This is a genomic window from Nocardioides immobilis (assembly GCF_003515065.1).
Taxonomy (GTDB): domain Bacteria; phylum Actinomycetota; class Actinomycetes; order Propionibacteriales; family Nocardioidaceae; genus Nocardioides; species Nocardioides immobilis.
Genome location: NZ_QXGH01000012.1, coordinates 129,214 through 155,365 on the forward strand (window position 1 = coordinate 129,214; position 26,152 = coordinate 155,365).

Consider the following 26,152-nt stretch of genomic DNA (forward strand, 5'->3'; position numbering starts at 1 on the left):
GCGGCCCGATATCGTCGGGCCACGTGACGCTCGCCGGACTCGCTGACCTGGTCCTCACCGATCCGGCGCTCGACGCCGCGGTGGCCGACGCGACCGACGGGCGGCTGGCCACCCACGAGCTGACCGGCCCGGACCCGCTCCGTCCGTTCGTCGTCGCCGGCCTCGCCCGCGCCGGTCGCTCGGTGCTCGCGGTCACGGCGACGACCCGCGACGCCGAGCAGCTGGTCGCCGAGCTCGGCGACCTGCTCGACCCGGGCACCGTCGGCTACTACCCGAGCTGGGAGACCCTCCCGCACGAGCGGCTCAGCCCGCGCAGCGACACGGTCGGCCGCCGGCTCGCGGTGCTGCGACGGCTCTGCCACCCCGGTTCGCAGACCGGCACCGGCCCGCTGTCGGTCGTGGTGGCGCCGGTCCGGTCTCTCCTGCAGCCGCAGGTGAAGGGGCTCGGCGACCTGACGCCGGTCGAGCTCGCGGTGGGGGAGGCCGCCGACCTGGACGAGATCGTGGCCGGACTCGTCGGCGCTGCGTACTCCCGGGTCGACCTGGTCGAGCGCCGCGGTGAGTTCGCCGTGCGGGGCGGCATCGTGGACGTCTTCCCGCCCACCGAGGAGCACCCGCTCCGGATCGAGTTCTGGGGCGACGAGGTCGAGGAGATCCGCTCGTTCGCGGTCGCCGACCAGCGGACCATCGCCACCCAGGACCGGCTGTGGGCGCCCCCCTGCCGCGAGCTGCTGCTCACCGACGACGTCCGGGCCCGCGCGGCCGACCTCGGTCGCGCCCACCCGGAGCTGCGCGAGTTCACCGACAAGCTCGCCCAGGGCATCGCGGTCGAGGGCATGGAGGCGCTGATCCCGGCGCTCGTCGAGGACCTCGAGCTGCTGGTCGACCTGATGCCCGACCGCACCCAGGTCCTCGTGCTCGACCCCGAGCGGGCGCGGGCGCGGGCGCACGACCTGGTGGCGACCAGCGAGGAGTTCCTCGGCGCCTCCTGGGCGGCCGCCGCCGGTGGTGGCCAGGCCCCGATCGACCTGCAGGCGGCGTCGTACCACGAGCTCGCCGACGTACGCTCCCACGCCCTCGAGCGCGGCCAGTCCTGGTGGACCTTCTCCCCGTTCGGGCTCGGGGAAGGCGACGTACCTGAACTTTCGGCCCCGAATTCGGACGAATCAGGGCCCGAACTTCAGGTACGACGCATCGCCGCCCGCCCCACCGATCCCTACCGGGGTGATGTGGAGAAGGCGTTCGCCGACATCGCGCGGTGGCGGGCGGACGGGCACACCGTGGTGGTGGTGCACGCGGGCCACGGACCGGCGCAGCGGATGGTCGAGGCGCTGGGGGAGCGCGACGTCCCCGCCCGCCTGGTCGACGGCCTGCCGGCCGGCAGCCCGCCGGACGGAGACGTGGTGACGGTGACCTGCGGCAACCTCGCCCACGGTCTCGCCCTGGACGCCGCTGACGGCCGTCGCCTGATCGTGCTGACCGGCGAGGACGTCGTCGGACAGAAGGCCTCGACCCGCGACATGCGGGCGATGCCGGTGCGGCGCAAGCGGCAGATCGACCCGCTGGAGCTCAAGCCGGGCGACTACGTCGTCCACGAGCAGCACGGCGTCGGCCGCTTCCGCGAGATGCGGCAGCGCGAGGTCAAGGGCGTGACCCGGGAGTACCTCATCCTCGAGTACGGCCCCTCCAAGCGCGGCGGACCGCCCGACCAGCTGATGGTTCCGGCCGACACCCTCGACCAGGTGACCCGCTACGTCGGCGGTGAGCAGCCCAGCCTTGACCGGCTCGGCGGCGGCGACTGGACCAAGCGCAAGAACCGGGCGAAGAAGGCCGTCCGCGAGATCGCGGCGGAGCTGATCAAGCTCTACGCCGCGCGGCAGGCGACCAAGGGCCACGCCTTCGGGCCGGACAGCCCGTGGCAGCGCGAGCTCGAGGACGCGTTCCCGTTCCACGAGACCCCCGACCAGCTGAGCACGGTCGACGAGGTCAAGGCCGACATGGAGCGGACCATGCCGATGGACCGGCTGGTCTGCGGCGACGTCGGCTACGGCAAGACCGAGATCGCGGTCCGGGCTGCGTTCAAGGCCGTCCAGGACGGCAAGCAGGTCGCGGTCCTGGTGCCCACCACGCTGCTGGTGAGCCAGCACCTGTCCACCTTCATGGAGCGGATGAGCGGCTTCCCGCTCCTCATCAAGGCGCTCAGCCGGTTCCAGACCGACAAGGAGGCCGCCGAGGTCATGGCCGGCCTCGCCGACGGCACCGTCGACATCGTCGTCGGCACCCACCGCCTCCTCAATCCCGACATCCGGTTCAAGGACCTCGGGCTGATCATCGTCGACGAGGAGCAGCGGTTCGGCGTCGAGCACAAGGAGCAGATGAAGCGGCTCCGTACCTCCGTCGACGTGCTGAGCATGAGCGCCACCCCGATCCCGCGGACGCTGGAGATGGCGATCACCGGCATCCGGGAGATGTCCACGATCACCACCCCGCCCGAGGAGCGGCACCCGGTCCTCACCTACGTGGGTGGCTACGAGGACCGACAGATCGTCGCCGCCGTACGACGTGAGCTGCTGCGCGACGGCCAGGTCTTCTACATCCACAACCGGGTGCAGTCGATCGAGAAGGCCGCAGCCCGGCTCCGCGAGCTGGTGCCCGAGGCCCGGGTCGCGACCGCCCACGGTCAGATGGGGGAGCACCTGCTGGAGCAGGTGATGCTCGACTTCTGGGAGAAGCGCTTCGACGTGCTCGTCTGCACGACGATCGTCGAGTCCGGGCTCGACGTCTCCAACGCCAACACGATGATCATCGAGCGCGCCGACGCGCTCGGCCTCAGCCAGCTGCACCAGCTTCGCGGCCGGGTCGGCCGGAGCCGGGAGCGGGCCTACGCCTACTTCCTCTACCCGACCGAGAAGCCGCTCACTGAGACCGCGCACGAGCGGCTCGCGACGCTCGCCCAGCACAGCGACCTCGGCGGCGGCATGGCGATCGCCATGAAGGACCTCGAGATCCGGGGTGCCGGCAACCTGCTCGGCGGCGAGCAGTCCGGCCACATCGCCGACGTCGGCTTCGACCTCTACGTCCGGCTGGTCGGCGAGGCGGTCCGCGACTTCCGTGATGACGCGCCCGAACAGCTCGACGAGATCCGGATCGAGCTCCCCGTCGATGCCCACCTGCCGCACGACTACATCCCGAGCGAGCGGCTGCGGCTGGAGATGTACAAGCGGCTGGCCGAGGTCCGCTCCGACGCCGACGTCGACGAGATCAACGAGGAGCTCCTCGACCGGTACGGCGAGCCACCGATGCCGGTCGTCGCGCTGATGCTGGTCGCGCGGTTCCGTGCCCGCGCCCGGCAGGCGGGGGTCAAGGAGATCACCACGATGGGCAAGAACGTGCGGTTCGCGCCCGTCGTGCTCCCGGACTCCAAGGTGGTCCGCCTGCAGCGGATGTATCCCAAGTCGATCGTCAAGACCCAGGCCGAGTCGATCCTGGTCCCGCGCCCCGGCACTCCCGGGGCGACCGGCCGCCCGCTCGAAGGGGTCGCCCTGCTTGAATGGGCGCGCGTTGTGATCGACGCGGTGATCGACCCGAAGGATTGAGTGTGAAGGGGAGTCGGCAAGTGAAGAAGGTCGGACGGACCCTGGTGGTCGCTGCGACGACGACCGGCCTCGCCCTCGTTGCGACCGGGTGCGCCAACAACGTGATCGGCGCCGACGGGCCGCAGCCGGGCATCGCGGCCCAGGTCGAGGACACCGAGATCACGCTCGACGAGCTCACCGAGGTCGTCGACGGCCTCTGCACGCTGCAGGCCTCGGACCCCAGCGCCGCGACCACCAGCCGCGCCTTCGCGCAGTCGAGGATCCTGGAGGCCTGGGTCGGGTCCCTGGTCGACGCCGAGTTCGCCGAGGACCGGGACCTCGACGTGACGACCCAGAACCCGGGCCTCGAGCTCGCGCCCGGGTGGGACGATGTCGACGAGGACGACCGCGACTCGCTGCGGGCGTACGTCGAGGCGTACGTCTTCTCCTTGGCGGTCCAGGAGGCGGCGGCCGACGAGACGCCCGACCCCACCGAATACGACATCACGATCAACCCCCGGTTCGACGCCAAGCTCGAGGATCGCGTCCTGGTGCCCGCCGGCGACCAGCTCTCGGTGCCCGTCAGTGGTGAGGCGTCCCTCGAGACGGAGGCGCCGACGCCGGAGATGCTCCAAGACCTCCCCGACGACGAGCTGTGCGGCAAGCGCCCCGAGGCCCAGGAAGCGCCGCCGATCCCCCTCGGCTGAGCCCGACCACTCCATGGAGCCCACGGACGACGCCCTCGCGGAGTTCGTCGCTGTCATGCGGCGGCTGCGGGCCGAGTGTCCGTGGAAGCAGGAGCAGACGCACCGGTCGCTCGCGCGCTACCTGCTCGAGGAGACCTACGAGACGCTCGAGGCGATCGACACCGGCGACCGCACCGGGGACTGGGCGCACCTGCGCGAGGAGCTCGGTGACCTGCTGCTCCAGGTCGTCTTCCACGCGGTGATCGCCGAGCAGGCGGGGGAGTTCGACCTCGATGACGTGGCCCGCGACATCACCGCCAAGATGCGGCGCCGCAACCCGCACGTCTACGGACCGGACGCCGGTGCCCCTGCCGACGCTGCCTCGGTGACCGAGGCCTGGGAGGCGATCAAGGCGGCCGAGAAGGGGCTCGACAAGCAAGACCACCGGAACGCCACGCTGGGCCTGCCGCCGGGCCTGCCGGCCCTGCTGTACGCCGACAAGGTGCTCGACCGTCTCGACCGGGTCGGCCGACCCGTGGCGCCTCTACCACCGGCGGCCGGCGCCGACCTGGGCGACCGGCTGCTGGCGCTGGTAGCCGAGGCCCGCCAGGCGGGCGTCGACCCGGAGCAAGCGCTGCGCGACGCCGTACGGCGGCAGCTCTGACGCCGGTCCTCGTGGCTTCCCGAGGTTTTACTTCGAGAACTCACAATCGCCTGCGCGGCAGGATCGCGACGGGGACCATCGAGGCATGCACGCCCCTCGCTCCATGGTGGCCGCGACGATCCTCGTCGCCGCCTGGCTGACGGTTGCGCCACTGGGTGAGGCGATCTCGCCGCCGTAACCACTCGGGTCTGACTCCAGAGGCCGCGCATCCCCCACAGACGCGCGGTCTCTGGGCCTGCTCACGCACAGGCGGGCGTCGCCGGGAACCGGCCCGGTGCCGGCCACGTCCGAGGAGACATGCGCACCCGACTGCTTCCGCTGGCATCCCTGTCCGTCCTCGTTGTCCTGCTCGGGGCGTGCGGGGACGACGACGACGGGGGCGGGCGCGGCCTCGAGCCCGCATCGCCCGGGTCCGGCCTCGCAGCGGTCGACTTCACGGAGGACCTGCCGTGTGGCTACGGCTTCGCGGCCGCCGACGAGCCTGATAAGGCGCTGCTGAGCATCCACCACTCCGGCGGCGACGACGCCGAGGTCGATCGCACCGTGACCCTTCCCGATCCGGCGTGGGACGCCGAGGTCCGGGTCGGGTCCCACCTCTCCGCGAACTGGTGCGCCGACGTCATCGAGGACCCGCAGGCGGAGGTCGAGGAGACCTGGACGATCGTCGAGGGGACGCTCCGGTTCGAGGGGGACCTGCCGCCGTTGGAGTTCACGGAGCAGGGCGCTGTCGAGCGGGTCCATGCCGAGCTGACGGGGGTCGTGGTCGAGGGGCCGGACGGCGAGCGGGTCGAGCTGGGTGACATCTCCCTGAGCAACCGGGCGTGGGGGTTCTTCGCCGGGTGACCCGCGTGACCTCGACGGTCGCATTCGTCGTGGTGGTGGCCTGGGTGCTGCGGGCTCTCCGATCGGGAGCATCTGAAAATCGGAGGTTTCTAACTGTCCGTTCGCGACTAGGGTGAGCCAACCCTCTGATTGGATCACCCATGCGCCACAAGCTCCTCACCTCGCTGTGCACCGTCGCCGCGCTGCTGGCCAGCGGTCTGGTCGCGACCGTGTCCGCGCCTCCGCCGGCCGCGGCCGTGACCAGGCTCGACCGGCCGCCCAAGGGCGCGAACGACTGGTCCTGCCAGCCGAGTGCCGCGCACCCGCGGCCCGTCGTACTCGTGCACGGCCTCGGCGCCAACATGGGCATGAACTGGAGCTACCTCTCGCCGAAGCTGAAGGCGCGCGGCTACTGCGTCTTCGCGTTGACCTACGGGCTGCACCCGCTGGCGGCACCCTTCGGCTCTCCCGGCGGCACCATCCCGATCCAGGACAGCGCGCGCGAGCTCGCCGTGTTCATCGACCGCGTGCTCCGCGAGACCGGCGCCGCCGAGGTCGACCTGGTCGGCCACTCCGAGGGCACCTTCATGCCGCAGTACTACCTGAAGTTCCTCGGCGGAGCCCCGAAGGTGAAGCGGTACGTCGCCTGGACCCCGCTGTACGACGGCACCAAGCTGCTCATGATCCCGGCCCTGCGCGATGCCGGTGAGAAGGCCGGCCTGTCCCAGCCGCTCATCAACCTGGTCAGCGCCCTCTGCGGCTCCTGCACGCAGTTCCTCGCCGGCTCACCGATGCAGCAGAAGCTCGTCCGGGGCGGTGCCGCGGTGCCGGGCGTCGAGTACACGACGGTGATGAGCAGGTACGACGAGCTCGTGATCCCCTACACCAGAGGCTACCTCGAGGGCGCCGACAACTTCGTGCTCCAGGACCTGTGCCCCCTCAACCTCTCCGAGCACGCCGCCGTGGCCTTCGACCCGGTCGCCGCCCAGATCACGTTCAACGCCCTCGACCCGGATCATCGCGAGCCCATCGTGTGCTGAGGTGGACGCCCTCCCGAGAGCTTGACGCTGGGCTGAAGCGCCCCACGTTTGATGCCGGCTGTGCGAGTGCTACCTGCTCAGACCGGCTCGGTGATCGACTGGATGTGCTTGGTCGCCAGCTCGATCATCAGTTGTGCCGCGGGTGACAGCACCGCGCCCGCTCGGTGCACGATTGCCATCACGTCGTACTGCTTGGGGCGCAGCGAGGCGTAGCCGACGTGCGGCGCCAGCTGCGGGATGAGCTGCTCGGCGCCACCGCGGGGGATGACCGAGTCGCCGAACCCGCGGCCGACCAGGTCGACCGCCGTCTCCACCTCCTCGACCTCGATCCGGGTCTGCGGGTTGTGGCCGGCCTCGTGCAGGAAGCGGCGCAGCACGATCCGAACGGAGTCGCTGGACCGCCATGTCGTCTCGGGCATGATCAGCGACGCCTTCGCGAGCCGGGCCGCGGTCACGGGGGAGGTGAGCCGCTCGGGGTCGGCCGAGATGTAGACGAGCTCGTCGCGGGCCACCGGGATCACAGTCATGCCCTCGCTCTCGACGCTCGTGACGGCGATCATCGCCGCCTCGAGGTGCCCGCGCCGGAGCTGTTCTTGCACCTCGTTGGAGTGCTGGCCGATCAGCTCCACCCGGACGCCGGGGTAGCGCTCGAGCACGTCGGCGACGATCTGGGCACCGGCGTACAACCGCGCGGCGCCGAACATCCCGAACCGGATCGTCCCGCTCTCCAGCGACACCGCGCTCTGCACCGCCCGCCGCGCCTCCTCGGCCGCGGCGATCGCCTGCTCGGCGTAGGGGCGGAGGGTGTCGGCCAGCGTGGTCGGTACGACGCCCCGACCGACCCGTCGGAACAGAGGCACGCCGAGCGTCTTCTCCAGGCCTCGGACTTGTTCGGACACCGACGGTTGCGCGTAGCCGAGCTCCTCGGCCGCGGCGGTCAGCGAGCCGTGCTCGTAGGTGGCCAGGAAGCAGCGCAGCTGATGCAAGGAAAGCATAGGAATCTCCTTTGGATGCCTCTGGAAACCGAGGCTACCCCTAGAGACGCGAGCCCGGGATGATTGACCTACGCAACTGATCTATGGAGGGTCAACGATGTTCGACAACAACTGCCAGGTGTGCGCCAGCCGAGTGCTCATCTTCCCGAGCCAGATCACGTCGCTGGCCAATACCGACCACGGCATCGTGCTCACGTTCACGTGTTGGTGCGGCACGGAGCAGACCCTGGTCACGGGCAAGGCCGCCCGCGCCGACCGCGACCACGTCGTCGCCGCCTGAGTGAGGCGCCGCCGGGTCTTGCCTCAGTGAGAGGCCGCTCTTTGACAGCGCGTCGTCGAGGCGGTCGACGACCGCCCGGGAGTCCTGGTCCAACATGGCTGATGTGTGGTCATATCTGCCAACACCGGTCTATCGGTGATGCGCAGTTGTCCACAGGATTCGGGCAGCCTCTCGTCAACCGGGTTCTGGTCCTTTACTGTTCGGGGGCCGCCGGATCTCATTCTCGGGAGAGTCGCCATGGCCATGCTGCAACCTGCGCAGCCGCCACCCCCGCCGGTCGGGGGTGACCGTCGCGTTGCCGTGCTGCGCACACAGGACGACGTCGTCGGTCATCTCGACGAGGCGCTCCGCGCCGCCGTACGGCGTGAGGGTCTCGATCCGCAGCGCGAGGTGGCCGCCGTACGACGGCTCGCCGAGACACTGGTCCGCGACCACGACGACCGCAGCCTGACCGGTGTCGTGCTGCCCGTCGCGGACGCCGAGGGTGTCGTCGCCGAGCTGGTCGCTCGGGTGTCGGGCTTCGGGCCGCTCCAGCCGCTGCTCGATGACCCGACGGTCGAGGAAGTGTGGATCAACAGTCCGGACCGTGTGTTCGTGGCGCGCAACGGTCGGCACGAGCTGACCAACCTGATGCTCACCGACGCGCAGGTGTCGGAGCTGGTCGAGCGGATGCTCAAGACCACCGGGCGCCGGGTCGACCTGAGCCGCCCGTTCGTCGACGCGATGCTCCCGCAGGGACACCGGCTGCACGTCGTGCTCCAGGGCATCAGCCGAGGCTTCTCCGCCGTCAACATCCGCAAGTTCGTGGTCCGCGCGTCGCGGCTGTCCGAGCTGGTCGACCTGCAGAGCCTCACCCCGTCCGCCGCGCTGTTCCTCGAGGCATCGGTCCGAGCCGGACTCAACATCCTGGTCAGCGGCGGCACCCAGGCGGGCAAGACGACGATGCTCAACTGCCTGGCGGCCGCGATCCCTGGCGGGGAGCGGGTGATCTCCGTCGAGGAGGTCTTCGAGATCCGCTTCCCGCACCCGGACTGGGTGGCCCTCCAGACCCGGCAGGAGGGACTCGAGGGCACCGGTGAGATCCGGCTGCGCGATCTCATCAAGGAGTCGCTGCGGATGCGGCCGAGCCGGATCATCGTCGGCGAGGTCCGCGCGGAGGAGGCGCTCGACCTGCTCCTGGCTCTCAACAGCGGGCTCCCGGGGCTGTGCACGATCCACGCCAACAGCGCACGGGAGGCCTTGACCAAGGCCTGCACGCTGCCGCTCCTGGCAGGCGAGAACATCTCCGCGCGATTCGTCGTCCCGACCGTCGCCTCGTCGGTCGATCTCGTCGTGCACCTCGAGGTCGACCACCGCGGCACGAGGCGGGTCACCGAGATCGTCGCCGTGCCCGGGCGGATCGAGCAGGACATCATCGAGGCGGAGCCGGTCTTCGAGCTCCGCGACGGGCAGCTCCGCCGCGGGATCGGGATGCCGCCGCGGGCCGAGCACTATGAGCGCGTCGGGATCGACGTACGACGCCTCCTCCACGAAGCCCAGTGACATGGGCGCGCTGGTCGGTCTGGGGGTCGGGCTCGGAGCCCTGCTGATCTGGTCGGCGTTCGCGACCCCGCGCCCGCCGCGGCCGGACGCAGCGACCCCCGGCCGGGTCGAGCAGCTGCTGGCAGAGGCCGGCATGGGCGGCGTCTCGTCGAGGTCGCTGCTGCTCCTGTGCGGGGCTGCGGGGATGGTCGTTGCCGTGATCGTGCTCGCGATCTCAAGGACGGCACCGCTCGCCGTCGTGGTGGGTGTGCTGGCGGCGTACCTCCCGATCGCGGTCGTCTCCGGACGGGTGCGCCGCCGCCGCCGGGAGTTCGCCGAGGTGTGGCCGGAGGCGGTCGACGACCTCACCTCCGCTGTGCGGGCCGGGATGTCGCTGCCGGACGCGGTGGCGGCGCTGGCCGTTCGGGGCCCGGAGCCGCTGCGGCCGGCGTTCGAGTCGTTCGCCCTCGACTACCAGGTGTCGGGCCGGTTCGGCGACTGCCTCGACCGCCTCAAGGCGCGGCTCGCGGACCCGGTCGGTGATCGCGTGGTCGAGGGGCTGCGCGTCGCCCGCGAGGTGGGTGGTGGGGAGCTCGGCCGCCTGCTGCGCAACCTGTCGGCCTACCTCCGTGACGACCTGCGCACTCGCTCGGAGCTTGAGGCACGGCAGTCCTGGACCATCAACGGAGCCCGGCTCGCGGTCGCGGCGCCGTGGGTGGTGCTGCTGCTCATGTCTTTCCAGACCGACGTGATCACCCGCTATCGGTCGGCGACGGGAGCGGTCGTCCTGGCCGTGGGCGCTGCACTGTGCGTGTTCGCCTACCGGCTGATGATGCGCGTCGGCCGGCTCCCGACCGAGCGGCGGATCTTGTCATGACCGCGGCTGCATGGGGTGGAGTGCTGGGCGGGACCGCCGCGCTCGGTCTGCTGCTGGCGGTGGCGCGGGTGGTCGCCGTACGCCGGCCGCAGCTCGAGGCGAGGGTCCTGCCCTACGTGCGGGACCTGACGACGACCTACCCGGTCGATGCCGGACGCCCCGGTGAGCCGCGGTCGGCGCTGGTCGCGCTGGCCGCCCCCCTGCTCCGCTCCGCGGCCGACGTGGTCGAGCGGGCCCTCGGCGGCGCCCCGTCCGTACGACGCCGCCTCGCCCGGGCGGGCCTCGACCGCAGCGTCCACGACTTCCGCGTCGAGCAGGTGCTGTGGGGACTTGCCGGCTTCGCGGTCACCGCGGCGTACGGCGTCCTCAGCGCGCTCTCGCGCCCCGGCAACCCGCTGCCTCTGGTCGTGCTCTGCGGGCTCGGTCTCGTGAGCGGCGTGCTCGCCAGGGACCAGCACCTGGCGGCCCAGGTGCGCAAGCGCGAACGAGCGATCGTCGAGGAGTTCCCGACCGTCGCGGAGCTGCTGGCGCTCGCCGTCGCCGCGGGAGAGGGGCCGGTGTCCGCGCTCGACCGGGTCGTACGACGCTCCCAAGGAGCGCTGTCGACGGACCTCAGTGCGGTGCTGGGCGCGATCCGCACCGGCGAGCCCGTCGCCGACGCCTTCGACCGGCTCGCTACGACGACCGGGGTGCCGATCGTCGCGCGGTTCGCCCACGGTGTCGCGGTCGCCGTCGAGCGGGGCACTCCGCTCACCGACGTCCTGCACGCGCAGGCCGGCGACGTGCGCGAGGCCGGCCGCCGCGCGCTGATCGAGCAGGCGTCGCGGCGGGAGATCCTGATGATGGTGCCCGTCGTCTTCATCGTGCTGCCGGTGACGGTCGTCTTCGCCTTCTGGCCCGGATTGGTCGGCCTGTCGCTGGCCGCCCCCTGACCCCCACTCCAGTTGGATTCCGCCTCGGGAAGGAACCTGCATGTATCCACTGCTCAACCTCTGGCTCTGGTGGACGCGACCACGCGACGAGCGCGGCGACGTCCCGGGCTGGGTCCTGGTCACCGTGATGTCCGTGGGTCTGGTCACCGCGCTGCTGACCTTCGCCCGGCCGGCCCTGGTCGGCATGCTGCGCAGCGCTCTCAACTCGGTGCAGTGACCACTCGGCGCGGCCAGCGCGGGTCCGCGGTCGTCGACTTCGTGCTGGTCGTCGTGGTGCTGGCGCCGCTCGTGGTCGGGCTGCTGCAGGTCGCGCTGGTGCTCCACGTCCGGGCCACCCTCGCCGCAGCAGCGTCGGACGGCGCTCGTTACGCGGCGACCGCCGACCGCAGTCCTGCTGAGGGCGTGGCCCGCACGCGCTCCCAGATCGACGCGGCGATCGCCGGGCGCTTCGCGCAGCAGGTCCGGGTCGAGCAGGCTCCGGTCGACGGCCTGCCCGGGGTGATCATCACGGTCACGGCCGAGGTTCCCGCGCTCGGGCTGGGTGGCCCCGGCGTCAGGTTCTCGGTGTCGGGGCGCGCCGTGGAGGAAGCCCCGTCGTGACGCGCGGGCGGAGGGACCAGCGCGGTAGCGCGATCGTGGAGCTGGTGTGGCTCGGCATCCTGCTGCTGGTGCCGTTGCTGTGGATCGTGCTCTCGGTCTCGCAGGTGCAACAGGGCGCGTTCGGCGTGACTGCGGCGGCACGCGCGGCCGGCCGCGCCTACGCCCTCGCCCCCGACGACGGCTCCGGGCAGCGCGCCGCCGAGGAGGTCGCGCGCCGCGCCCTGGCCGACCAGGGCCTCGAAGATGCGCCGTTGCGGGTGATCGTCACGTGTACGCCGTACCCCCGCGACTGCCACAACGGCACCTCGGTGATCACCGTCCGGATCAGGTCCAGTGTCGAGCTGCCGTTGCTGCCCGACGCCCTCGGCGGCGGACAACCGACGTTCGCGCTCGACGCCACGCACACGGTTCCGATCGGCCGCTACCAGGAGGTCGGCGGTGACTGAGGCCGGCGTTCGCCGCGACGACTGCGGCCAGACCAGCGTGATCATCATCGGCTTCGCGGCCGTCGTGCTGCTCGTGATCGTCGTCGTGGTCGACGCCGGGGCGGCCTACCTCGAACGCCAGAGCCTCGACTCGCTGGCCGACGGCTCCGCCCTGTACGGCGCCGACGCCGCGGCCGAGGGCAGGGACGTCTACCGGGGCGGTCTCGGCTCCCGCGATCTCGACCTGAGCGTCGACGTCGCCCGCGCCGCGGTGCGCGACTACCTCCGGTCGGCAGGTGCGTACGACGCTCACCCCGGCCTGCAGGTCTCCGTCGCGGTCCGGGACGACCGGGTGGTGGTCGAGATCGCCGCTCCCGTCGACCTGCCCCTCACCTTGCCGGGCGGTCCGGAGCGGCCGATGGTGCGCGCGACCGGGTCGGCCGTCGTCCGCCCTGAGGTCGGATGACCGGCGATCAATCGGTCTCGTCGGACTCCGGCGTCGGGGTCGGGCAACCGGGATCGGTCGGCAGGTCGGTCTCGTCGTCGGTCGGCTCGGCCGTTGCCGTGTCCGTGGGCTCGAGGGGCTCGAGGGGCTCGGTGGCGGTCGGCAGGTCCGTCGGCTCGCTGGGGTCGGTCGGGTCCGTCTCGTCCGGGACGTCGGTCAGGCACGGGTCGTCCGTGGGGTCGTCCGTGGGCTCTTCTGTCGGGTCGTCCGTCGGCGTCTCCGTCGGCGTCTCCGTCGGTTCGTCGGTCGGGGTGTCCGTCGGGTCGGGCGGTTCGGGCGTCCAGGTGACCGGGTCGCTCGGGCCGGTCTCCGGCGGGTCCGGCGCCTCCGGCAGCGAGGTCCGCAGATCGGTCGGGAAGTTCGTGGGCAGGTCCGTCGGGAGGTAGGTCGGCGCTTGCGACGGCACCACGATCGGCTCGTCGGAACCCGCCGCCAGCTGCATCCGGTAGGCGCGGTCGACGGCGAGCACGGTCTCGATGAACGTGCGGCCGTCGTTGATCCGGCGGACGCCGTCGACCCGGCCGGCGCGCTTGCTGAGATCGCCCTCGCCGGAGCAGAGCAGCACCGAGACCGAGAGCGCAGCGTCGTCGATGTCGTGCGGGTTGCGCTTGCCGTCACCGTCACCATCGACGCCGACGACCGCCCAGGTGGCGGGGGAGAGCTGCATCGGCCCGACCGGCCGGTCGAACCGCGCGTCGCCGTCGAGGCGGCCGGCGTCGCTGTCGGGGACCCGCCGGTCGCGGTCACCCGTGAGCGGCTTGCCGGCGTACCGAGGCCGCATCACCCCGCGCGCGTCGAGCGCGCTCCCGGCGGTGCTGCCGTGCCCGGTCACGACCTGAGCGACCGCGGCGATGAGCGTCCAGTCGAGGTGGCAGGCCTCGTCGGCCTCGGAGAGCACGACCTCGGCCCGCTGGTAGGCCGCCAGGGCCGCCGTCGGGATGTCCTCGAGGACGGGGCCGTCAGCGGCGACCAGCGCGATGTCCGGGACCCCCGCCGGGACGTCGCCGACCTCGACCGGGGGATCCAGCAGCCCTACGTCGGCCGACGTGGTGGTCCGGGCGGCGGGCGGAGCGGGTCGCGGCTCACCGTTGGCCAGCGTCACCGCGGCCGCCGTGATCGTGATCGAGGTGAGGGCCAGGGCCGACAGCACGGACGTCGCGGCCGCGCGCCGGACCGCGCCGGCGGCCGGCTCCGGCTGCTGTCGGTGTCGGGGGGTCATCGGTTTCACCTCGTGGTCACGTCCAAGGATGCATCCACCAGGGGTCCCCGCAAACACAAATCACCAGAATTCATCCGGCAGGACGAAACCAGTGCCGGCATTCATCCGGCAGGACGAAATCAGTCCCGGCCGGCCTACCGCTGCGCGACGACCGGGCTCACCCCGCGTGTCGCGGCGAGGGAGCCTCGTCCCAGGGGAGCGTGTCGGCCTTCACCGCACCCCGCTCGCCCAACGGCTCCGGCGGCCCGGTCGTCGTGTCGCGGACCGTCTGCTGCTCGGACTCGGCGTTGATCTCGGCCCCGAGGAGGACGACGTACATCGTCAGCCACAGCCACAGCAGGAGTACGACGACGCCGGCCAGTGCGCCGTACGTCTCGTTGTAGGACCCGAAGTTGTCGACGTACAGCGAGAAGCCGAGGCTGGCGGCCAGCCAGACGACGGTCGCGACCACCGCGCCGACCGACACCCAACGGAACTGCGGGTCTTCACGGTCGGGCGCGACCCGGTAGAGGATCGCCAGCGCGACCGACATGGCGACCAGCAGCCCGAGCCACCGCCCGGCCTCGAGCAGCCAGCGCAGGGGACCGGACCCGATCACGCTGTCCAGCACCGCCGGCGCCACCGCGACCAGTCCGATCGCGACGACGGCGAAGACGATGGCGCCGAGGGTCAGGGCGAGCGCGATCGCCTTGCGCTTCATGAAGCCGCGGGTCTCCTCTTCGTCGTACGCGATGTTGATGGCGGTGATGACGTTGCCGACTCCGCCGGACGCACCCCACAGCGCCAGGACCAGGCTGGCCACGAGGCCGAGGCCGAGCGATCCGGACGGCGTCGCGGCCACCGCCCGGAGCTGCTCGGTCAGCAGGCTCGCGGCGTCGGCCGGCAACGCCCGGGTGAGCTCCTCGGCCTGCGCCTCCACCTCGGCCGGATCCCGGACCAGCCCGTAGATCAGGACGGCGGCGATCATCGTCGGGAAGATCGCGAGGAACGAGTAGAAGGCGACACCCGCGGCGAGCAGGGGCACCTGGTCGGCCGACGCCTCGCGCCAGGCGCGGCGGGTCACCTGCCACCAGCCGCGGGGCGGGATGTCGTCGGGACTCTGGGCGGTCGCGCCGGAGATGTCGCGCTGTGTTGCCGGGACCGTCATGGTGGATCGGTACCCCGGCCGTTGTGGTCCAGCCGCCACCGATGGCCGTGGCGCGGGTCCCTCAGGACGCGTCGTCGAGGAGGCCCAGTGCGACCAGGTCCGCGAGCGGCTCGACGATGCTGCACGAGCCGTAGGACGTGAACCAGCGACGCGCACCAGCGAGGTCGAGCTCCGCCGCCTGCGCGACGAGCGCCCCGCCGTCGCGCTCCTCCAACACGTCGACCGCCTGGTCGACCGGAGTGCCGTCGAACAGGAGCCGGGTCGCGACCAGCACGTTCAGGAAGCCGTGGTGCTCGAACCCGGTGTCGCTGGTGTGCCGTACGGCGTGATGCAGCCCGGCGGTGCACTTGAAGGGCGTCTCCCGGTCCAGGGCGGCGTCGATCCACCGCGCCAGGGCGTGCGCGAGCGGGAACGCGTCGGCGGTCAGGCCGCCCGTCCGGAACTTCAGCCGGAGCTCGTTCTCGGCGACCACGTCGGCCGCGGCGAGCCAGGATCCGGTCGCCGCGACGTGCGGGAGCTCGACGTAGATCGCGACCTCGTCGTCGAGCACGCCCTCAGCCCGGGCGGCGTCCACGGCCGCGACGACCCGGCGCGCGTTGCCGGGCAGGTCGTCGTGGTCGGCCAGCGCGATCTCCAGGGCGGACAGGCTGGTGGGGGAGGCTCCGCAGATCTTGGCCGCGCCGTGGACCGCGCCCGCGCCGCCGGTGAGGACGACGGACACGGCGATCGGGGCGTCGACCTTGGGGACGTCGACGTCCTTGACGACCAGCGGCCCGACCAGGTCGGCGTACCACTCCTCGCGCCGGACCAGGTGGGCCGCGACGGCCTCGGAGAGCGGGAGATCGCCCGGCGGGAAGATCGCCGCGTCGTCGACGATTCCACGCCAGGCGGGCGAGAAGGTGGACACGCGGCAACCCTAGTGGCCCGTCTCGCCGGCACCAGGGACCGGCGAATGGCAGTGGTGCACGCCGGCCCGTAACCTAGATCCTTGTGGCAGGCCCCGAGTACGAAACCGACATCAAGCAGCTCACCGCGACGATGCACACCATCGAGCAGGTGCTCGATCTGCCCGCGATGAAGCGCGAGATCGACGACCTGGGTGTCCAGGTCGCCGCTCCGGACCTGTGGGACGACCAGGCCAACGCGACCCGCGTGACCGGCCGGCTCTCGGCTCTGCAGGGCCAGGTCGACCGGTTCGAGGCGCTCCGGGGCCGCATCGACGACCTCGCGCTGATGGTGGAGCTCGCCACCGAGGAGGGCGACGCAGAGTCGCTCGCCGAGTCCGAGGCCGAGCTGCGCAAGATCAAGAAGGCCGTCGAGGGACTCGAGGTCCGCACCCTGCTCTCCGGTGAGTACGACGAGCGCGAGGCCATCGTGACCATCCGCTCCGGCGCGGGCGGGGTCGATGCCGCCGACTTCGCCGAGATGCTGATGCGGATGTACACCCGGTGGGCCGAGCGCAACAAGTACCCCGTCGAGGTCTTCGACGTCTCCTACGCCGAGGAGGCCGGCATCAAGTCGGCCGAGTTCGCGATCCACGCGCCGTACGCCTACGGCACCCTCTCCGTCGAGGCCGGCACCCACCGGCTGGTCCGGATCAGCCCGTTCGACAACCAGGGCCGCCGCCAGACCAGCTTCGCCGCCGTCGAGGTGGTGCCGGTGCTCGAGCAGACCGATGAGATCGAGGTCGACGAGAACGACATCCGGGTCGACGTCTTCCGCTCCGGCGGCCCCGGCGGCCAGTCGGTCAACACGACCGACTCCGCCGTACGGCTGACCCACATCCCGACCGGCCTCGTCGTCAGCTGCCAGAACGAGAAGAGCCAGCTGCAGAACAAGGCCAGCGCGATGGTGGTCCTCAAGGCCAAGCTCCTCGCGTTGAAGAAGGCCGAGGAAGCCGCGCAGATCAAGGACCTCAAGGGCGACGTCCAAGCCAGCTGGGGCGACCAGATGCGCAACTACGTGCTCAACCCGTACCAGATCGTCAAGGACCTGCGCACCGGCTTCGAGAGCGGCAACCCGCAGGCGGTCTTCGACGGCGACCTCGAGGACTTCCTCGAGGCCGGCATCCGCTGGCGCCGCGGCGCGGAGAAGTCCGCCGACAACTGACTGGCAGGTTAGCTAGCGCTCGCGGTCGGCTGCGTCGTACACGACCTCGGCGACCGCAAACGCCACCAGTACGGCGACCGCACCCGCCAAGCTGCGCTCGGCCAGGAGCGCGAAGGCGATGAACGCGCCGCACACGCGCCACGCGCCGCGCGGGGGAAAGCGGTCGTGCCAGCGGCTCGGCTGGTGGTGGTGGTTCATGACGCTCATTGCTGCCTCCGACCTATTGAGTACTAACCATAGTCAATAAGTAGACAAAAGGCGAGGGTCATGCGGCCCGCTGCGCGACCGCGTCAGCGATACGTGAGCAGCCTGCGGTCGTGCTCGACGTGGCTGTGGTCGTTGTACGACGACAGGGTCAGCCCGCTACGGCCACGGATCACCTTCGTGACCGCCGTGTTGACCGCGACCTTGTTGAACTGGGGCCAGAGCGAGGCGTCGCCCGCGAGCAGGTGGGACACCGCCAGCCCGATCGGGCCGCCCGAGGTGACGACGACCGCGGTGCCCTTCTCGGGTAGGTGAGCGGCAGCGGCGAGCAGCGCCGCCTCGATCCGGGCGGCGAACGCCGGGAACGACTCGTGGTAGTCGTCATCGGCCTCACCGCCGGTCCAGCGCGCGGTCGCGTCCTCGAAGATCTCCTGGAACTTCTGCCGCGGCGCCCGGCTGCGGGCGAGGTCGGCCAGCATGACGGCGCGGGAGCGGTAGAGCGGCTTGTGGACCTCGACCACGTGCTGGAAGTCGAACTCGTCCCACCCGGCGTCGACCTCGACCGGCACGACCTTGTCGACGCCCACGTCGGTGAGGCCGGTCAGGATGCCCTCTGCGGTCTCGCGGTGCCGCCGCAGCTCGCCGCGGATCACCACGTCGGGCACGATCTCGCGCACCGCGAGCGCCCGGCCGAGCAGCCGCGACTGCTCGTGCCCGAGGTCGGAGAGCGCGTCGTAGTCGCGCTTCCCGAAGGAGGCCTGGCCGTGGCGGACCAGGTAGATCAGCCTCATCCGCCGGCCTTCCGGATGATGGCCCGGGCCCGTCGGTGGAGCACCCAGGAGGCGAGCCAGAACTTCTTGAAGCGCGGGTTCGTCGTCTGCTTGTGGTGGTAGCGGTAGTAGATCTGCTGCAGGATCACCGCGAGCCGGAACAGGCCGAACGCCTCGTAGAACGCCCACTCCTTCCCGGTCAGCTCGATCCCGGTGCGCGCGCAGTAGTAGTCGACGGCCTCCGTGCGGGTCAGCATCCCCGGCAGGTCGGTCGGCTGCATCCGGAACACCTGGTACATCCGGTCGTCGTCGGCCTGGACCCAGTAGGACATGACGGCGCCGAGGTCCATCAGCGGGTCGCCGAGCGTGGCCATCTCCCAGTCGAGGAGCGCGACCGGCTTCGTCGGGTCGTCGGCGTCGAGGACCACGTTGTCGAAGCGGAAGTCGTTGTGGATCAGGCAGGTACGACGGTCGGCCGGCTGGTTCTCGTCCAGCCACGCCATCGTCCTCTTCCACGACGGCACGTTCCAGGTCTTCGACTTCCGGAACCGGGCCGACCAGCCACCCACCTGGCGTGCGACGTACCCCTCGCCCTTGCCGAGCGAAGCGAGGCCGGCCCCGGCCGGGTCGACCGAGTGCAGGGCGACGAGCAGGTCGAGCACGTTGGTGCACAGCTCCCGGACCCGCTCGGTCGGCAGGTCGATCCCCAGCTCGCGCCGCGGGATGTGGCCGGGGACCCGGTCCATGACGTAGAACTCCGACCCGATCACGGAGGGGTTGTCGCAGTAGCCGACCATCGTCGCGACGTACGGGAAGACCGGCGCCAGCGCGGCCTGGATCCGGTGCTCGCGACCCATGTCGTGGGCGCCCTTGGCCTTGGTGCCCGCCGGCGGCCGGCGCAGGATCAGGTCCCGGCCGGAGTCGAGCCGCAGCAGGTAGGTCAGGTTCGACGCCCCGCCGCTGAACTGCTGGACCTCCACGATGCGGCCGGGGACGCCGTCGACACGGTCCTGCAGCCACGCCTCGACGGCGGGGACGTCGAACGCGTCCTCCTCACGGACCTCTTGCGCGCCTGCGACGCCGGGTCCGCTCACGTGAGCCTCCGGACGATCGGCATCGGCAGGTTCTTCAGCGCGAAGCCCAGCGGCACCCACGGCCACGCCGGGACGAGCGCCTTCTCCTTGCGCTTCTCGATCGCGTTGACCATCGCCCGGACGCCGGTCTCGGTGTCGACCATGAACTTCGTCTTGTTGGCGACCTTCTCGTTCATCTCCGACGCGATGTAGCCCGGGTAGATGATCGAGACGTCGATGCCCTTCGCCTTCACGTTCTCGTTGATCAGGCCCTCGGCCAGCGCGGCGACACCCGCCTTGGTCGCGGCGTACGTCGTGATCGTCTTGCGCATGCCGCGCATCGCGGAGACCGACGAGATCATCACGAGGTGGCCGCTGCCCTGGGCGCGGAAGATCTCCATCGCGGCCTCGGTCTGCGCGAGGGCAGCGACGAAGTTCGTCATCGCGGTGGCCTTGTTGGCGTCGTACCGGCCGGTGCCGAGCGGCGCACCCTTGCCGAGGCCGGCGTTGATGATCACCCGGTCGATCGTGCCGAGCTCGGCTGCGAACTCCTTGAAGACCGAGAACACCGCGTCGTCGTCGTTGACGTCGAGCGCCTTGACGGCGACCGTCACGTCGGGGCTCGCCGCGGAGATCTCGGACCGCAGCGCGTCGAGCCGCTCGGTGCGGCGTGCGCACAGCGCGAGGTCGTAGCCGAGGGCGGCGAACTGGCGCGACATCTCCTCGCCCAGGCCCGAGCTGGCGCCCGTGATCAGGATCGTTCCCTTGCTCATGCTCTCTCCTCTGTCATTGCGAAGATGCGGGCGGCGAAGCCGCGTTGCTGGCGGTCGTGGAGCGGATGCATCGTGCGCTCGGTGAGTACGGCGATCCGCGCGGTGCGGTCGGGCACGATCACCATTCTCTTCTGTCGATCCCGGTCATGACCGCTCGGCGACCAGATCTGCGGTGCAGGACCCGGCGGGTCACCGCGAGACGCCGTACTTCATCAGCTCGAGGCGGGCGATCAGGCCGAGGTGCACCTCGTCGGGGCCGTCGGCGTACCGCAGCGACCGGGCGGTGGTCCACGCCGCGGCCAGCGGGAAGTCGTCGGTGAGCCCGCCGCCGCCGTGGATCTGCATCGCGAAATCGATGACGTCGAGAGCCATCGCCGGAGCGGCGACCTTGATCTGGGAGACCTCGCTGATCGCGTTCATCGGGCCGCCGACGTCGAGCTTCCACGCGGCGTTGAGCACGAGCAGGCGGGTGGACTCGATGGCGATCCGGGCCTGCGCGATCCGCTCGCGGTTGCCGCCGAGGTTGACCAGCGGCTTGCCGAAGGCGACCCGGTCGGTGCCGCGCTGGCAGGCCAGCTCGAGGGCCTTCTCGGCCAGGCCGATCAGCCGCATGCAGTGGTGGACGCGGCCGGGGCCGAGCCGTCCCTGCGCTATGGCGAAGGCCTCACCGGGGCCGGACACGAAGTTCTGGATCGGCACCCGGACGTCGGTCAGCGAGACCTCGCCGTGGCCGTGCGGCTCGTCGAAGTAGCCCATCGTCGTCAGCATCCGCTCGACCTTCACGCCCGGGGTGTCCCGCGGGACCAGCACCATCGAGTGCCGGTGGTGGCGGTCGGCCTCGGGGTCGGTGAGACCCATGACGATGAAGATCTCGCAGTCGGGGTGACCGACGCCGGTCGAGAACCACTTGCGGCCGTTGAGCACGATCTCGTCACCGTCGACGATCGCGCTGAGCTCCATGTTGGTCGCGTCGCTGGACGCCACCCCGGGCTCGGTCATCAGGAACGCGCTGCGGATCCGGCCGTCGAGCAGCGGGTCGAGCCACTGGTCCTTCTGCGCCTGAGAGCCGTACTTGAGCAGCACCTCCATGTTGCCGGTGTCGGGGGCGTTGCAGTTGAGGACGTAGGGCGCGACGAAGGACCGGCCGGTCAGCTCGGCGATCGGCGCGTACTCGACGTTGGACAGGCCGGCGCCGCCGAGGGTGCCGTACTTCTCGGCGTACGGCCCCTCGTGGCCGGCCGGGAGGAAGAGGTTCCACAGGCCGCGCTCGCGCGCCTTCGCCCGGAGGTCCGCCATGACTGGGAGCTCCTGCCACTGCTCGCCCTGCCCGGCGTCGCGGCGGCGCTTGATCTCGTGGTGGTACGCCGCCTCGACCGGCTCGATCTCGGTCTCGATGAAGTCCTTGACCAGCGCCGTCAGCTCGGCCGCCCGCGGGGAGGGTGCGAAGTCCATGGGTTGACCCTGGCACACTGTTGAGCAATGCTCAATAGCGTGGACGCAGATCACACGGCGCAGTCGGGACCGCCCGCGGCTCGCACGCGCACCCGGCTCAGCCAGGACGAACGGCGGCGACAGCTGCTCGGCATCGGCCTGCGGATGCTCGTCGAGAAGCCGATCCAGGACCTCTCCCTCGACGCCGTCGCCGCGGAGGCGGGGATCTCCCGGGGCCTGCTGTTCCACTACTTCCCGACCAAGACCGACTACTACGACGCGGTGGTCGGCGCCGCGCTGCGACGGGTGCTGCGCAACATCTCGCCCGATCCGGACGTCGCCGCCGATCTCGCGCTGCGCCAGTTCGTCGAGCGGTTCTACGCCCAGGTCGACCGGCGCCGGGAGTTCTACCTCGCGCTGGTCTTCGGCAGCGACGCCATCTCGATCGGCGGCGAGGGCGTCGAGTCGCACCGGATGACCGTCGCGCACCGCGTCGTCGATGCGGTCGGGCTGGAACCGGCCACCACCCCGGTCGTGCACGGATGGACGGCGTACGTCGAGGACCGGGCCCTGCTCTGGTCCGGCACCGCGGCCGCCGAGCGGGTGCCGCTCGCCGACGAGGTGGCCCACTGCTGCCGGGCGCTCACCGCCCTGCTCGCCGCCTAAGAGGCAGCCGCTGCCTTCGCTACCGCGACGCACCACCGGCCGGCCCGGTCGAGCAGGTCCTGCTCGGGGACCGACGTGGGCGCGGCCAGGCTGCAGGTGAGCCAGGCGTCGCCGAACAGGCCGCGGAACGATGCCCAACGACGGTCACCGGACGGGCAGACGAGCGCGACGCTGGGAGCGCCGTACGCCGGCGCCTGGGCCGGTCGCGTGCATCCGGGCCGGCCGCTCGCATCGGCGATCAGCTCGGTCGCCCGCGACCGGGGGACCGGCGGCACGAACAGCCACGCCCGGAGCTCACCGTCTGCGAGGCCGGCGCCGTCGACCCGGCAGCCGTACTCGTGGGCGACGTCGTCGACCCCGGGCGCCATCTGTGCCGCCTGGCCGTTGCGGTAGGCCGTCACCGTCCAGCCGACGTCGCCGGCGAGCGCCTCGGTCAGCGCCTCCTCGGGGATCCGGTCGCAGAACGGCGCGCGGCTCAGTGCGACGACGGTCGTGTCGTAGTCCGTCAGGGGCGTCGAGGCGTAGGCGGGCGGCTCGGGCGGCGTCATCGCCGGCGCCTCGTCGTCCAGCACGAGGACGCCCGTCGCGACCGGAAGAGTGGTCAGCACGACGGCGAGCATCAGCCATCGCAGGGTCCTCGGCACCGGCCCACGATAGACGTCGGTCGGGGGAGTCTCCTAAGTCACAACGACGCTCCGAGAGGCGGGCGTCCGATCGCCGGTTGCCGTCCTGGCGTACCGTCTGGTCAGTGATTCGCTTCGAGAAGGTCACCAAGAACTACCCCGGTCCCGGCAAGCCGGCGCTCGACCAGGTGACGGTCGACATCGACAAAGGCGAGTTCGTCTACCTCGTCGGACAGTCCGGGTCGGGCAAGTCGACCGCGCTCCGGATCGTGCTCCGTGAGCTGCGCCCCACCAGCGGGCGGGTCTACGTCGCCGGCAAGGAGATCAACCGGATGGCGGGGTGGAAGGTGCCCCGGCTGCGCCGCCAGGTCGGGACCGTCTTCCAGGACTTCCGGTTGCTCCCCAACAAGACCGTCACCGAGAACGTCGCCTTCGCGCTCCAGGTCATCGGGAAGTCGCGTCGCGAGATCAACCGGGTGGTGCCCGAGACCCTCGAGGTCGTCGGGCTCAAGGACAAGGGCTCCCGGATGCCCGACGAGCTCTCCGGCGGTGAGCAGCAGCGGGTGGCGATCGCCCGCGCCTTCGTCAACCGGCCGATGATCATCATCGCCGACGAGCCGACCGGCAACCTGGACCCGGCCACGTCGGTCGGGATCATGAACCTGCTCGAGGACATCAACAAGCGGGGCACGACCGTGGTGATGGCGACCCACGACCACGGGCTCGTCGACCAGTTCCGCAAGCGGGTGGTCGAGCTCGACCAGGGCAAGGTCGTCCGCGACGAGGCAGCCGGAAGCTACGGCTTCCAGCACTAGCCGGCCCGCCCGCCCCGACCGACGGCACCGCCCCCGCCGCCTGACTGCACCCAGGAGAGCCCACCCACATGCAGCTCCGCTACGTCTTCACCGAGCTTCGCTCCGGCCTGCGTCGCAACCTGTCGATGCACGTCGCCGTGATCCTCACCCTGTTCGTGTCGCTGACCCTCGCCGGCTGCGGCATGCTGCTGCAGCGCCAGGCCGACAAGACCGCCGAGGCGCTCGGCAACGAGCTCCAGATCCTCGTCAACCTCTGCGTCGTCGACGACCCGAACGGCAGCCCCACCTGCGGCGGCGGCGCCGTCACCGACCCGCAGCGCAAGGCGATCGAGAACGCGCTGAAGGAGAACCCCGAGGTCGAGTCCTACGAGTACCAGACCCAGGAGGAAGGGTTCGAGGAGGCGCAGGACATCCCCCAGTACGAGCCCTACTTCGACGGACCGGACCCGATCATCACGGTCGAGGACTGGCCGCCGCAGTACTGGGTGACGCTCAAGGACCCCAAGGAGGCCGAGGGCGTCAAGAGCGCGGTGGAGGGGCTCGAGGGAGTCTCCGTCATCCAGGACCAGCGTGAGGACCTCGAGCCGGTGTTCGGGATCATCGACTCGCTCAAGTACGGCTCCTGGATCGGTTCCGGCCTGCTCCTGCTGGCCTCGCTGCTGCTGGTCGCGAACACGATCCGGCTCGCCGCGATGGCCCGTCGGCGCGAGATCGGGATCATGCGCCTGGTCGGGGCATCGACCCTCTACATCGCGCTCCCGTTCCTGCTCGAGTCACTGGTCACCGCTGCGATCGGCGTGGCTCTTACCGCCGGCGCCCTGGCCGCGTTCACGAGGTTCGCGATCCTCGACGGGCTGGCGGACGTGATCGAGTTCGTGCCGTGGATCGGGTGGGACGACTACGTCCAGTCGCTGATCGGGCTGGTACCGCCCGGGATCCTGATCCTCGGCCCGGCGCTGACGCTCATTCCGACACTCCTGCTGACCCGCAAATACATCAAAGTCTGACCCGGCGCGGATACGGTCGACGCGTTCACTTCCCCGAACAGAAGGTTGTACCCGTGCGCTCCTTCCCCGGCGCCCCGTCCGACTGTCCTGCCCCCAGGCCCCTCCGTCCGTCCCGGTCCCAGCGCGTCGCCGCGCTCGTGGTCGGTGCCGTCGCCATCGGCAGCTTCGCGGTCCCCAACGCGTTCGCCGACGACGACGAGAAGAAGCTGCGCCACGAGCAGGAGCAGGTCGAGAACCAGATCGACCGGGCGCACGACGAGCTCGAGCACGCCAGCCGTGCGGTCGCCAGCACCACCCGCCGTCTCGAGCGCGCCAACGCGCGGCTCGACGGGGCGCGCAAGCACCTGCAGCGGGTGCGCGCCGACCTGTGGGACGCCCGCGCCGAGCGACGCTGGCTGGCCCGCCGGCTGGTCCGTGCCGAGGCCAGGCTGGACCGGGTGGCGGCCGAGCTGCGTGCCGCCCGCGCCGAGGTCGACGCGCAGCGCGAGCTGGTCCGCAACACCGTCCTCGGGATGGAGACCCAGGGCAACGCCGATCTTGCGGTGATGGACGCGATCACCTCGTCCGGGTCGATCCAGGAGCTCCAGATCGCCCAGACCGCCGGCACGATGATCCTCGGCCGCGAGGACCAGGCGCTCGCCGACTACCAGGCCGCTGAGGAAGAGCTCGCGGACTGGAAGGACGAGGTCCGTGGCGCGCGCGACGCCGTCGCCCGGCAGAAGGAGGCGGCGCGGCAGAACCTGCTCACCATCCGTGGCCTCTTCGCCGACGCCCATGACACCCGCGCGCAGGTGGCGCGCCTGGTCGTCCGGTCGCGGCACGCCCGCCGGGCCGCCGTACGCGCTCGTCAGCACGACCGCGCCGCGCTCGAGCGGCTCAAGAACCGCGAGGCGCGGATCCGCCGCCAGATCCTGGCCCTCACGAACGACAACCCCGGGCCGTCGTACAACGGCTCCACCGACGGCCTCCTCCAGATGCCGGTCGCCGGGCCGGTGACGTCGCCGTTCGGCTGGCGGACGCACCCGATCTACGGCTACTGGGGCCTTCACGACGGCACCGACTTCGGTGCCGGCTGCGGCGCCGCGCTGTGGGCGGGGGAGTCGGGCACCGTCATCAACACCTACTACGACCAGGTCTACGGCAACCGGCTCTACCTGTCGGTGGGCTCGGTCAACGGCGCGAACCTGACGCTGGTCTACAACCACCTGTCCAGCTACAACGTCTCCGAGGGCGCGCGCGTCGGCCGTGGCGACGTCGTCGGGTACGTCGGCTCCACCGGCTGGTCCACCGGCTGCCACCTGCACTTCACGGTGCTGCGCAACGGCAGCCCGGTCGACCCGATGAACTACCTGTAAGCCACCCGAAACGCCGTTGACCCCGCCTGGGAGAATGG

28 protein-coding genes are annotated in these 26,152 nt (G+C 71.1%); 18 read left to right on the forward strand and 10 right to left on the reverse strand.

From position 1 onward, the window contains the following. Positions 1–23: 23 nt before the first annotated feature. From mfd to D0Z08_RS07950, 5 genes are all read left to right on the forward strand, one after another. The gene (gene mfd, locus D0Z08_RS07935) at positions 24–3,596 is read left to right on the forward strand and encodes a transcription-repair coupling factor (RefSeq protein ID WP_118924410.1); all 3,573 of its coding nucleotides are present in this window, start codon (positions 24–26) and stop codon (positions 3,594–3,596) included. A gap of 20 nt (positions 3,597–3,616) precedes the next feature. After that, positions 3,617–4,282 (forward strand): hypothetical protein, encoded by a 666-nt coding sequence (locus tag D0Z08_RS32615; protein ID WP_220454099.1) that lies wholly within the window; start codon positions 3,617–3,619, stop codon positions 4,280–4,282. Positions 4,283–4,295: 13 nt separating this feature from the next. Continuing rightward, positions 4,296–4,925, forward strand: a complete 630-nt coding sequence (locus D0Z08_RS07940; protein ID WP_220454100.1) for a nucleoside triphosphate pyrophosphohydrolase — start codon at positions 4,296–4,298, stop codon at positions 4,923–4,925. 297 nt (positions 4,926–5,222) lie between these two features. Further along, a complete protein-coding gene (locus tag D0Z08_RS07945; RefSeq protein WP_118924414.1) occupies positions 5,223–5,768 on the forward strand; it encodes a hypothetical protein in 546 nt (181 codons plus the stop codon). Between the two features lie 140 nt (positions 5,769–5,908). Further along, positions 5,909–6,787, forward strand: a complete 879-nt coding sequence (locus tag D0Z08_RS07950) for an alpha/beta fold hydrolase (protein WP_118924416.1) — start codon at positions 5,909–5,911, stop codon at positions 6,785–6,787. 77 nt (positions 6,788–6,864) lie between these two features. Here the strand turns inward: D0Z08_RS07950 and D0Z08_RS07955 are convergent, their stop codons facing one another. Then, entirely contained in the window at positions 6,865–7,782 is a 918-nt protein-coding gene (locus D0Z08_RS07955; RefSeq protein ID WP_118924418.1) for a LysR family transcriptional regulator, read from the reverse strand. Between the two features lie 97 nt (positions 7,783–7,879). On the opposite strand from D0Z08_RS07955, the gene D0Z08_RS07960 reads away from it, so the two are divergent. The 8 genes from D0Z08_RS07960 (at position 7,880) to D0Z08_RS07990 (ending at position 12,883) form a co-directional block, all read left to right on the forward strand. Then, on the forward strand, positions 7,880–8,062 hold the full coding sequence (locus tag D0Z08_RS07960) for a hypothetical protein (protein WP_118924420.1): 183 nt from the start codon (positions 7,880–7,882) through the stop codon (positions 8,060–8,062). 300 nt (positions 8,063–8,362) lie between these two features. Next, positions 8,363–9,604, forward strand: a complete 1,242-nt coding sequence (locus D0Z08_RS07965) for a TadA family conjugal transfer-associated ATPase (RefSeq protein ID WP_245993757.1) — start codon at positions 8,363–8,365, stop codon at positions 9,602–9,604. 1 nt (position 9,605) lies between these two features. Further along, positions 9,606–10,460 (forward strand): type II secretion system F family protein, encoded by an 855-nt coding sequence (locus tag D0Z08_RS07970; protein WP_118924422.1) that lies wholly within the window; start codon positions 9,606–9,608, stop codon positions 10,458–10,460. Next, entirely contained in the window at positions 10,457–11,392 is a 936-nt protein-coding gene (locus D0Z08_RS07975; RefSeq protein WP_118924424.1) for a type II secretion system F family protein, read from the forward strand. The genes D0Z08_RS07970 and D0Z08_RS07975 overlap by 4 nt, the downstream gene beginning before the upstream one ends. 40 nt (positions 11,393–11,432) lie before the next feature. Beyond that, positions 11,433–11,609, forward strand: a complete 177-nt coding sequence (locus D0Z08_RS32025) for a hypothetical protein (RefSeq protein WP_182481223.1) — start codon at positions 11,433–11,435, stop codon at positions 11,607–11,609. Then, entirely contained in the window at positions 11,606–11,992 is a 387-nt protein-coding gene (locus tag D0Z08_RS07980) for a TadE/TadG family type IV pilus assembly protein (RefSeq protein ID WP_118924426.1), read from the forward strand. The genes D0Z08_RS32025 and D0Z08_RS07980 overlap by 4 nt, the downstream gene beginning before the upstream one ends. Further along, entirely contained in the window at positions 11,989–12,438 is a 450-nt protein-coding gene (locus tag D0Z08_RS07985) for a hypothetical protein (RefSeq protein WP_118924428.1), read from the forward strand. Before D0Z08_RS07980 ends, D0Z08_RS07985 begins: the two co-directional genes overlap by 4 nt. Continuing rightward, positions 12,431–12,883, forward strand: a complete 453-nt coding sequence (locus D0Z08_RS07990; protein WP_118924430.1) for a pilus assembly protein TadG-related protein — start codon at positions 12,431–12,433, stop codon at positions 12,881–12,883. Before D0Z08_RS07985 ends, D0Z08_RS07990 begins: the two co-directional genes overlap by 8 nt. 7 nt (positions 12,884–12,890) lie before the next feature. Here D0Z08_RS07990 and D0Z08_RS07995 read toward each other — a convergent pair whose 3' ends face one another. The 3 genes from D0Z08_RS07995 to D0Z08_RS08005 form a co-directional block, all read right to left on the reverse strand. Then, entirely contained in the window at positions 12,891–14,141 is a 1,251-nt protein-coding gene (locus D0Z08_RS07995) for a lysozyme family protein (RefSeq protein WP_118924432.1), read from the reverse strand. A 157-nt stretch (positions 14,142–14,298) separates the two neighbouring features. Further along, positions 14,299–15,288, reverse strand: coding sequence for a YihY/virulence factor BrkB family protein (locus D0Z08_RS08000; RefSeq protein WP_118924434.1), 990 nt, complete (start codon positions 15,286–15,288; stop codon positions 14,299–14,301). 61 nt (positions 15,289–15,349) lie between these two features. After that, the gene (locus tag D0Z08_RS08005; protein ID WP_118924436.1) at positions 15,350–16,195 is read right to left on the reverse strand and encodes a hypothetical protein; all 846 of its coding nucleotides are present in this window, start codon (positions 16,193–16,195) and stop codon (positions 15,350–15,352) included. Positions 16,196–16,278: 83 nt separating this feature from the next. Between D0Z08_RS08005 and prfB the strand changes: the two genes are divergently transcribed. Next, entirely contained in the window at positions 16,279–17,397 is a 1,119-nt protein-coding gene (gene prfB, locus D0Z08_RS08010) for a peptide chain release factor 2 (RefSeq protein WP_118924438.1), read from the forward strand. Positions 17,398–17,409: 12 nt separating this feature from the next. Here prfB and D0Z08_RS08015 read toward each other — a convergent pair whose 3' ends face one another. From D0Z08_RS08015 to D0Z08_RS08035, 5 genes are all read right to left on the reverse strand, one after another. Then, the gene (locus tag D0Z08_RS08015) at positions 17,410–17,604 is read right to left on the reverse strand and encodes a hypothetical protein (protein WP_147381364.1); all 195 of its coding nucleotides are present in this window, start codon (positions 17,602–17,604) and stop codon (positions 17,410–17,412) included. A gap of 83 nt (positions 17,605–17,687) precedes the next feature. Next, positions 17,688–18,392, reverse strand: coding sequence for a histidine phosphatase family protein (locus D0Z08_RS08020; RefSeq protein WP_118924442.1), 705 nt, complete (start codon positions 18,390–18,392; stop codon positions 17,688–17,690). Next, positions 18,389–19,465 (reverse strand): phosphotransferase family protein, encoded by a 1,077-nt coding sequence (locus tag D0Z08_RS08025; RefSeq protein WP_118924444.1) that lies wholly within the window; start codon positions 19,463–19,465, stop codon positions 18,389–18,391. The genes D0Z08_RS08020 and D0Z08_RS08025 overlap by 4 nt, the downstream gene beginning before the upstream one ends. Next, positions 19,462–20,217: an SDR family oxidoreductase gene (locus D0Z08_RS08030; RefSeq protein WP_118924446.1), complete on the reverse strand. Its 756-nt coding sequence runs from the start codon at positions 20,215–20,217 to the stop codon at positions 19,462–19,464. The genes D0Z08_RS08025 and D0Z08_RS08030 overlap by 4 nt, the downstream gene beginning before the upstream one ends. 189 nt (positions 20,218–20,406) lie before the next feature. Continuing rightward, on the reverse strand, positions 20,407–21,669 hold the full coding sequence (locus D0Z08_RS08035; protein WP_118924448.1) for an acyl-CoA dehydrogenase family protein: 1,263 nt from the start codon (positions 21,667–21,669) through the stop codon (positions 20,407–20,409). Positions 21,670–21,708: 39 nt separating this feature from the next. On the opposite strand from D0Z08_RS08035, the gene D0Z08_RS08040 reads away from it, so the two are divergent. After that, positions 21,709–22,314 carry a TetR/AcrR family transcriptional regulator gene (locus D0Z08_RS08040; protein WP_220454101.1) on the forward strand — a complete coding sequence of 202 codons (606 nt, stop codon included), beginning with the start codon at positions 21,709–21,711 and terminating at the stop codon, positions 22,312–22,314. Here D0Z08_RS08040 and D0Z08_RS08045 read toward each other — a convergent pair. Then, a complete protein-coding gene (locus D0Z08_RS08045) occupies positions 22,311–22,958 on the reverse strand; it encodes a hypothetical protein (RefSeq protein ID WP_147381365.1) in 648 nt (215 codons plus the stop codon). The two genes, D0Z08_RS08040 and D0Z08_RS08045, sit on opposite strands and share 4 nt — an antisense overlap. Positions 22,959–23,062: 104 nt before the next feature. Here D0Z08_RS08045 and ftsE point away from each other — a divergent pair, with 104 nt between their 5' ends. The 3 genes from ftsE (at position 23,063) to D0Z08_RS08060 (ending at position 26,114) form a co-directional block, all read left to right on the forward strand. Continuing rightward, complete coding sequence (gene ftsE, locus D0Z08_RS08050; RefSeq protein ID WP_118924454.1) at positions 23,063–23,752, forward strand: cell division ATP-binding protein FtsE; 690 nt, start codon at positions 23,063–23,065, stop codon at positions 23,750–23,752. A gap of 68 nt (positions 23,753–23,820) precedes the next feature. Next, positions 23,821–24,759, forward strand: a complete 939-nt coding sequence (gene ftsX, locus D0Z08_RS08055) for a permease-like cell division protein FtsX (RefSeq protein WP_118924456.1) — start codon at positions 23,821–23,823, stop codon at positions 24,757–24,759. Between the two features lie 53 nt (positions 24,760–24,812). Continuing rightward, the gene (locus D0Z08_RS08060) at positions 24,813–26,114 is read left to right on the forward strand and encodes a M23 family metallopeptidase (protein WP_118924458.1); all 1,302 of its coding nucleotides are present in this window, start codon (positions 24,813–24,815) and stop codon (positions 26,112–26,114) included. The last annotated feature ends 38 nt before the right edge of the window (positions 26,115–26,152 follow it).

Coding starts and splice junctions, on each gene's coding strand:
- ftsX (WP_118924456.1), top strand. CDS start 23,821: ATGCAGCTCCGCTACGTCTTCACCGAGCTTCGCTCCGGCCTGCGTCGC.
- D0Z08_RS07950 (WP_118924416.1), top strand. CDS start 5,909: ATGCGCCACAAGCTCCTCACCTCGCTGTGCACCGTCGCCGCGCTGCTG.
- D0Z08_RS07955 (WP_118924418.1), bottom strand. CDS start 7,782: ATGCTTTCCTTGCATCAGCTGCGCTGCTTCCTGGCCACCTACGAGCAC.
- D0Z08_RS08015 (WP_147381364.1), bottom strand. CDS start 17,604: ATGAGCGTCATGAACCACCACCACCAGCCGAGCCGCTGGCACGACCGC.
- D0Z08_RS07945 (WP_118924414.1), top strand. CDS start 5,223: ATGCGCACCCGACTGCTTCCGCTGGCATCCCTGTCCGTCCTCGTTGTC.
- D0Z08_RS08030 (WP_118924446.1), bottom strand. CDS start 20,217: ATGAGCAAGGGAACGATCCTGATCACGGGCGCCAGCTCGGGCCTGGGC.
- D0Z08_RS07940 (WP_220454100.1), top strand. CDS start 4,296: ATGGAGCCCACGGACGACGCCCTCGCGGAGTTCGTCGCTGTCATGCGG.
- D0Z08_RS08020 (WP_118924442.1), bottom strand. CDS start 18,392: ATGAGGCTGATCTACCTGGTCCGCCACGGCCAGGCCTCCTTCGGGAAG.
- D0Z08_RS07975 (WP_118924424.1), top strand. CDS start 10,457: ATGACCGCGGCTGCATGGGGTGGAGTGCTGGGCGGGACCGCCGCGCTC.
- D0Z08_RS07970 (WP_118924422.1), top strand. CDS start 9,606: ATGGGCGCGCTGGTCGGTCTGGGGGTCGGGCTCGGAGCCCTGCTGATC.
- D0Z08_RS08035 (WP_118924448.1), bottom strand. CDS start 21,669: ATGGACTTCGCACCCTCCCCGCGGGCGGCCGAGCTGACGGCGCTGGTC.
- D0Z08_RS07960 (WP_118924420.1), top strand. CDS start 7,880: ATGTTCGACAACAACTGCCAGGTGTGCGCCAGCCGAGTGCTCATCTTC.
- D0Z08_RS07995 (WP_118924432.1), bottom strand. CDS start 14,141: ATGACCCCCCGACACCGACAGCAGCCGGAGCCGGCCGCCGGCGCGGTC.
- D0Z08_RS08000 (WP_118924434.1), bottom strand. CDS start 15,288: ATGACGGTCCCGGCAACACAGCGCGACATCTCCGGCGCGACCGCCCAG.
- D0Z08_RS32025 (WP_182481223.1), top strand. CDS start 11,433: ATGTATCCACTGCTCAACCTCTGGCTCTGGTGGACGCGACCACGCGAC.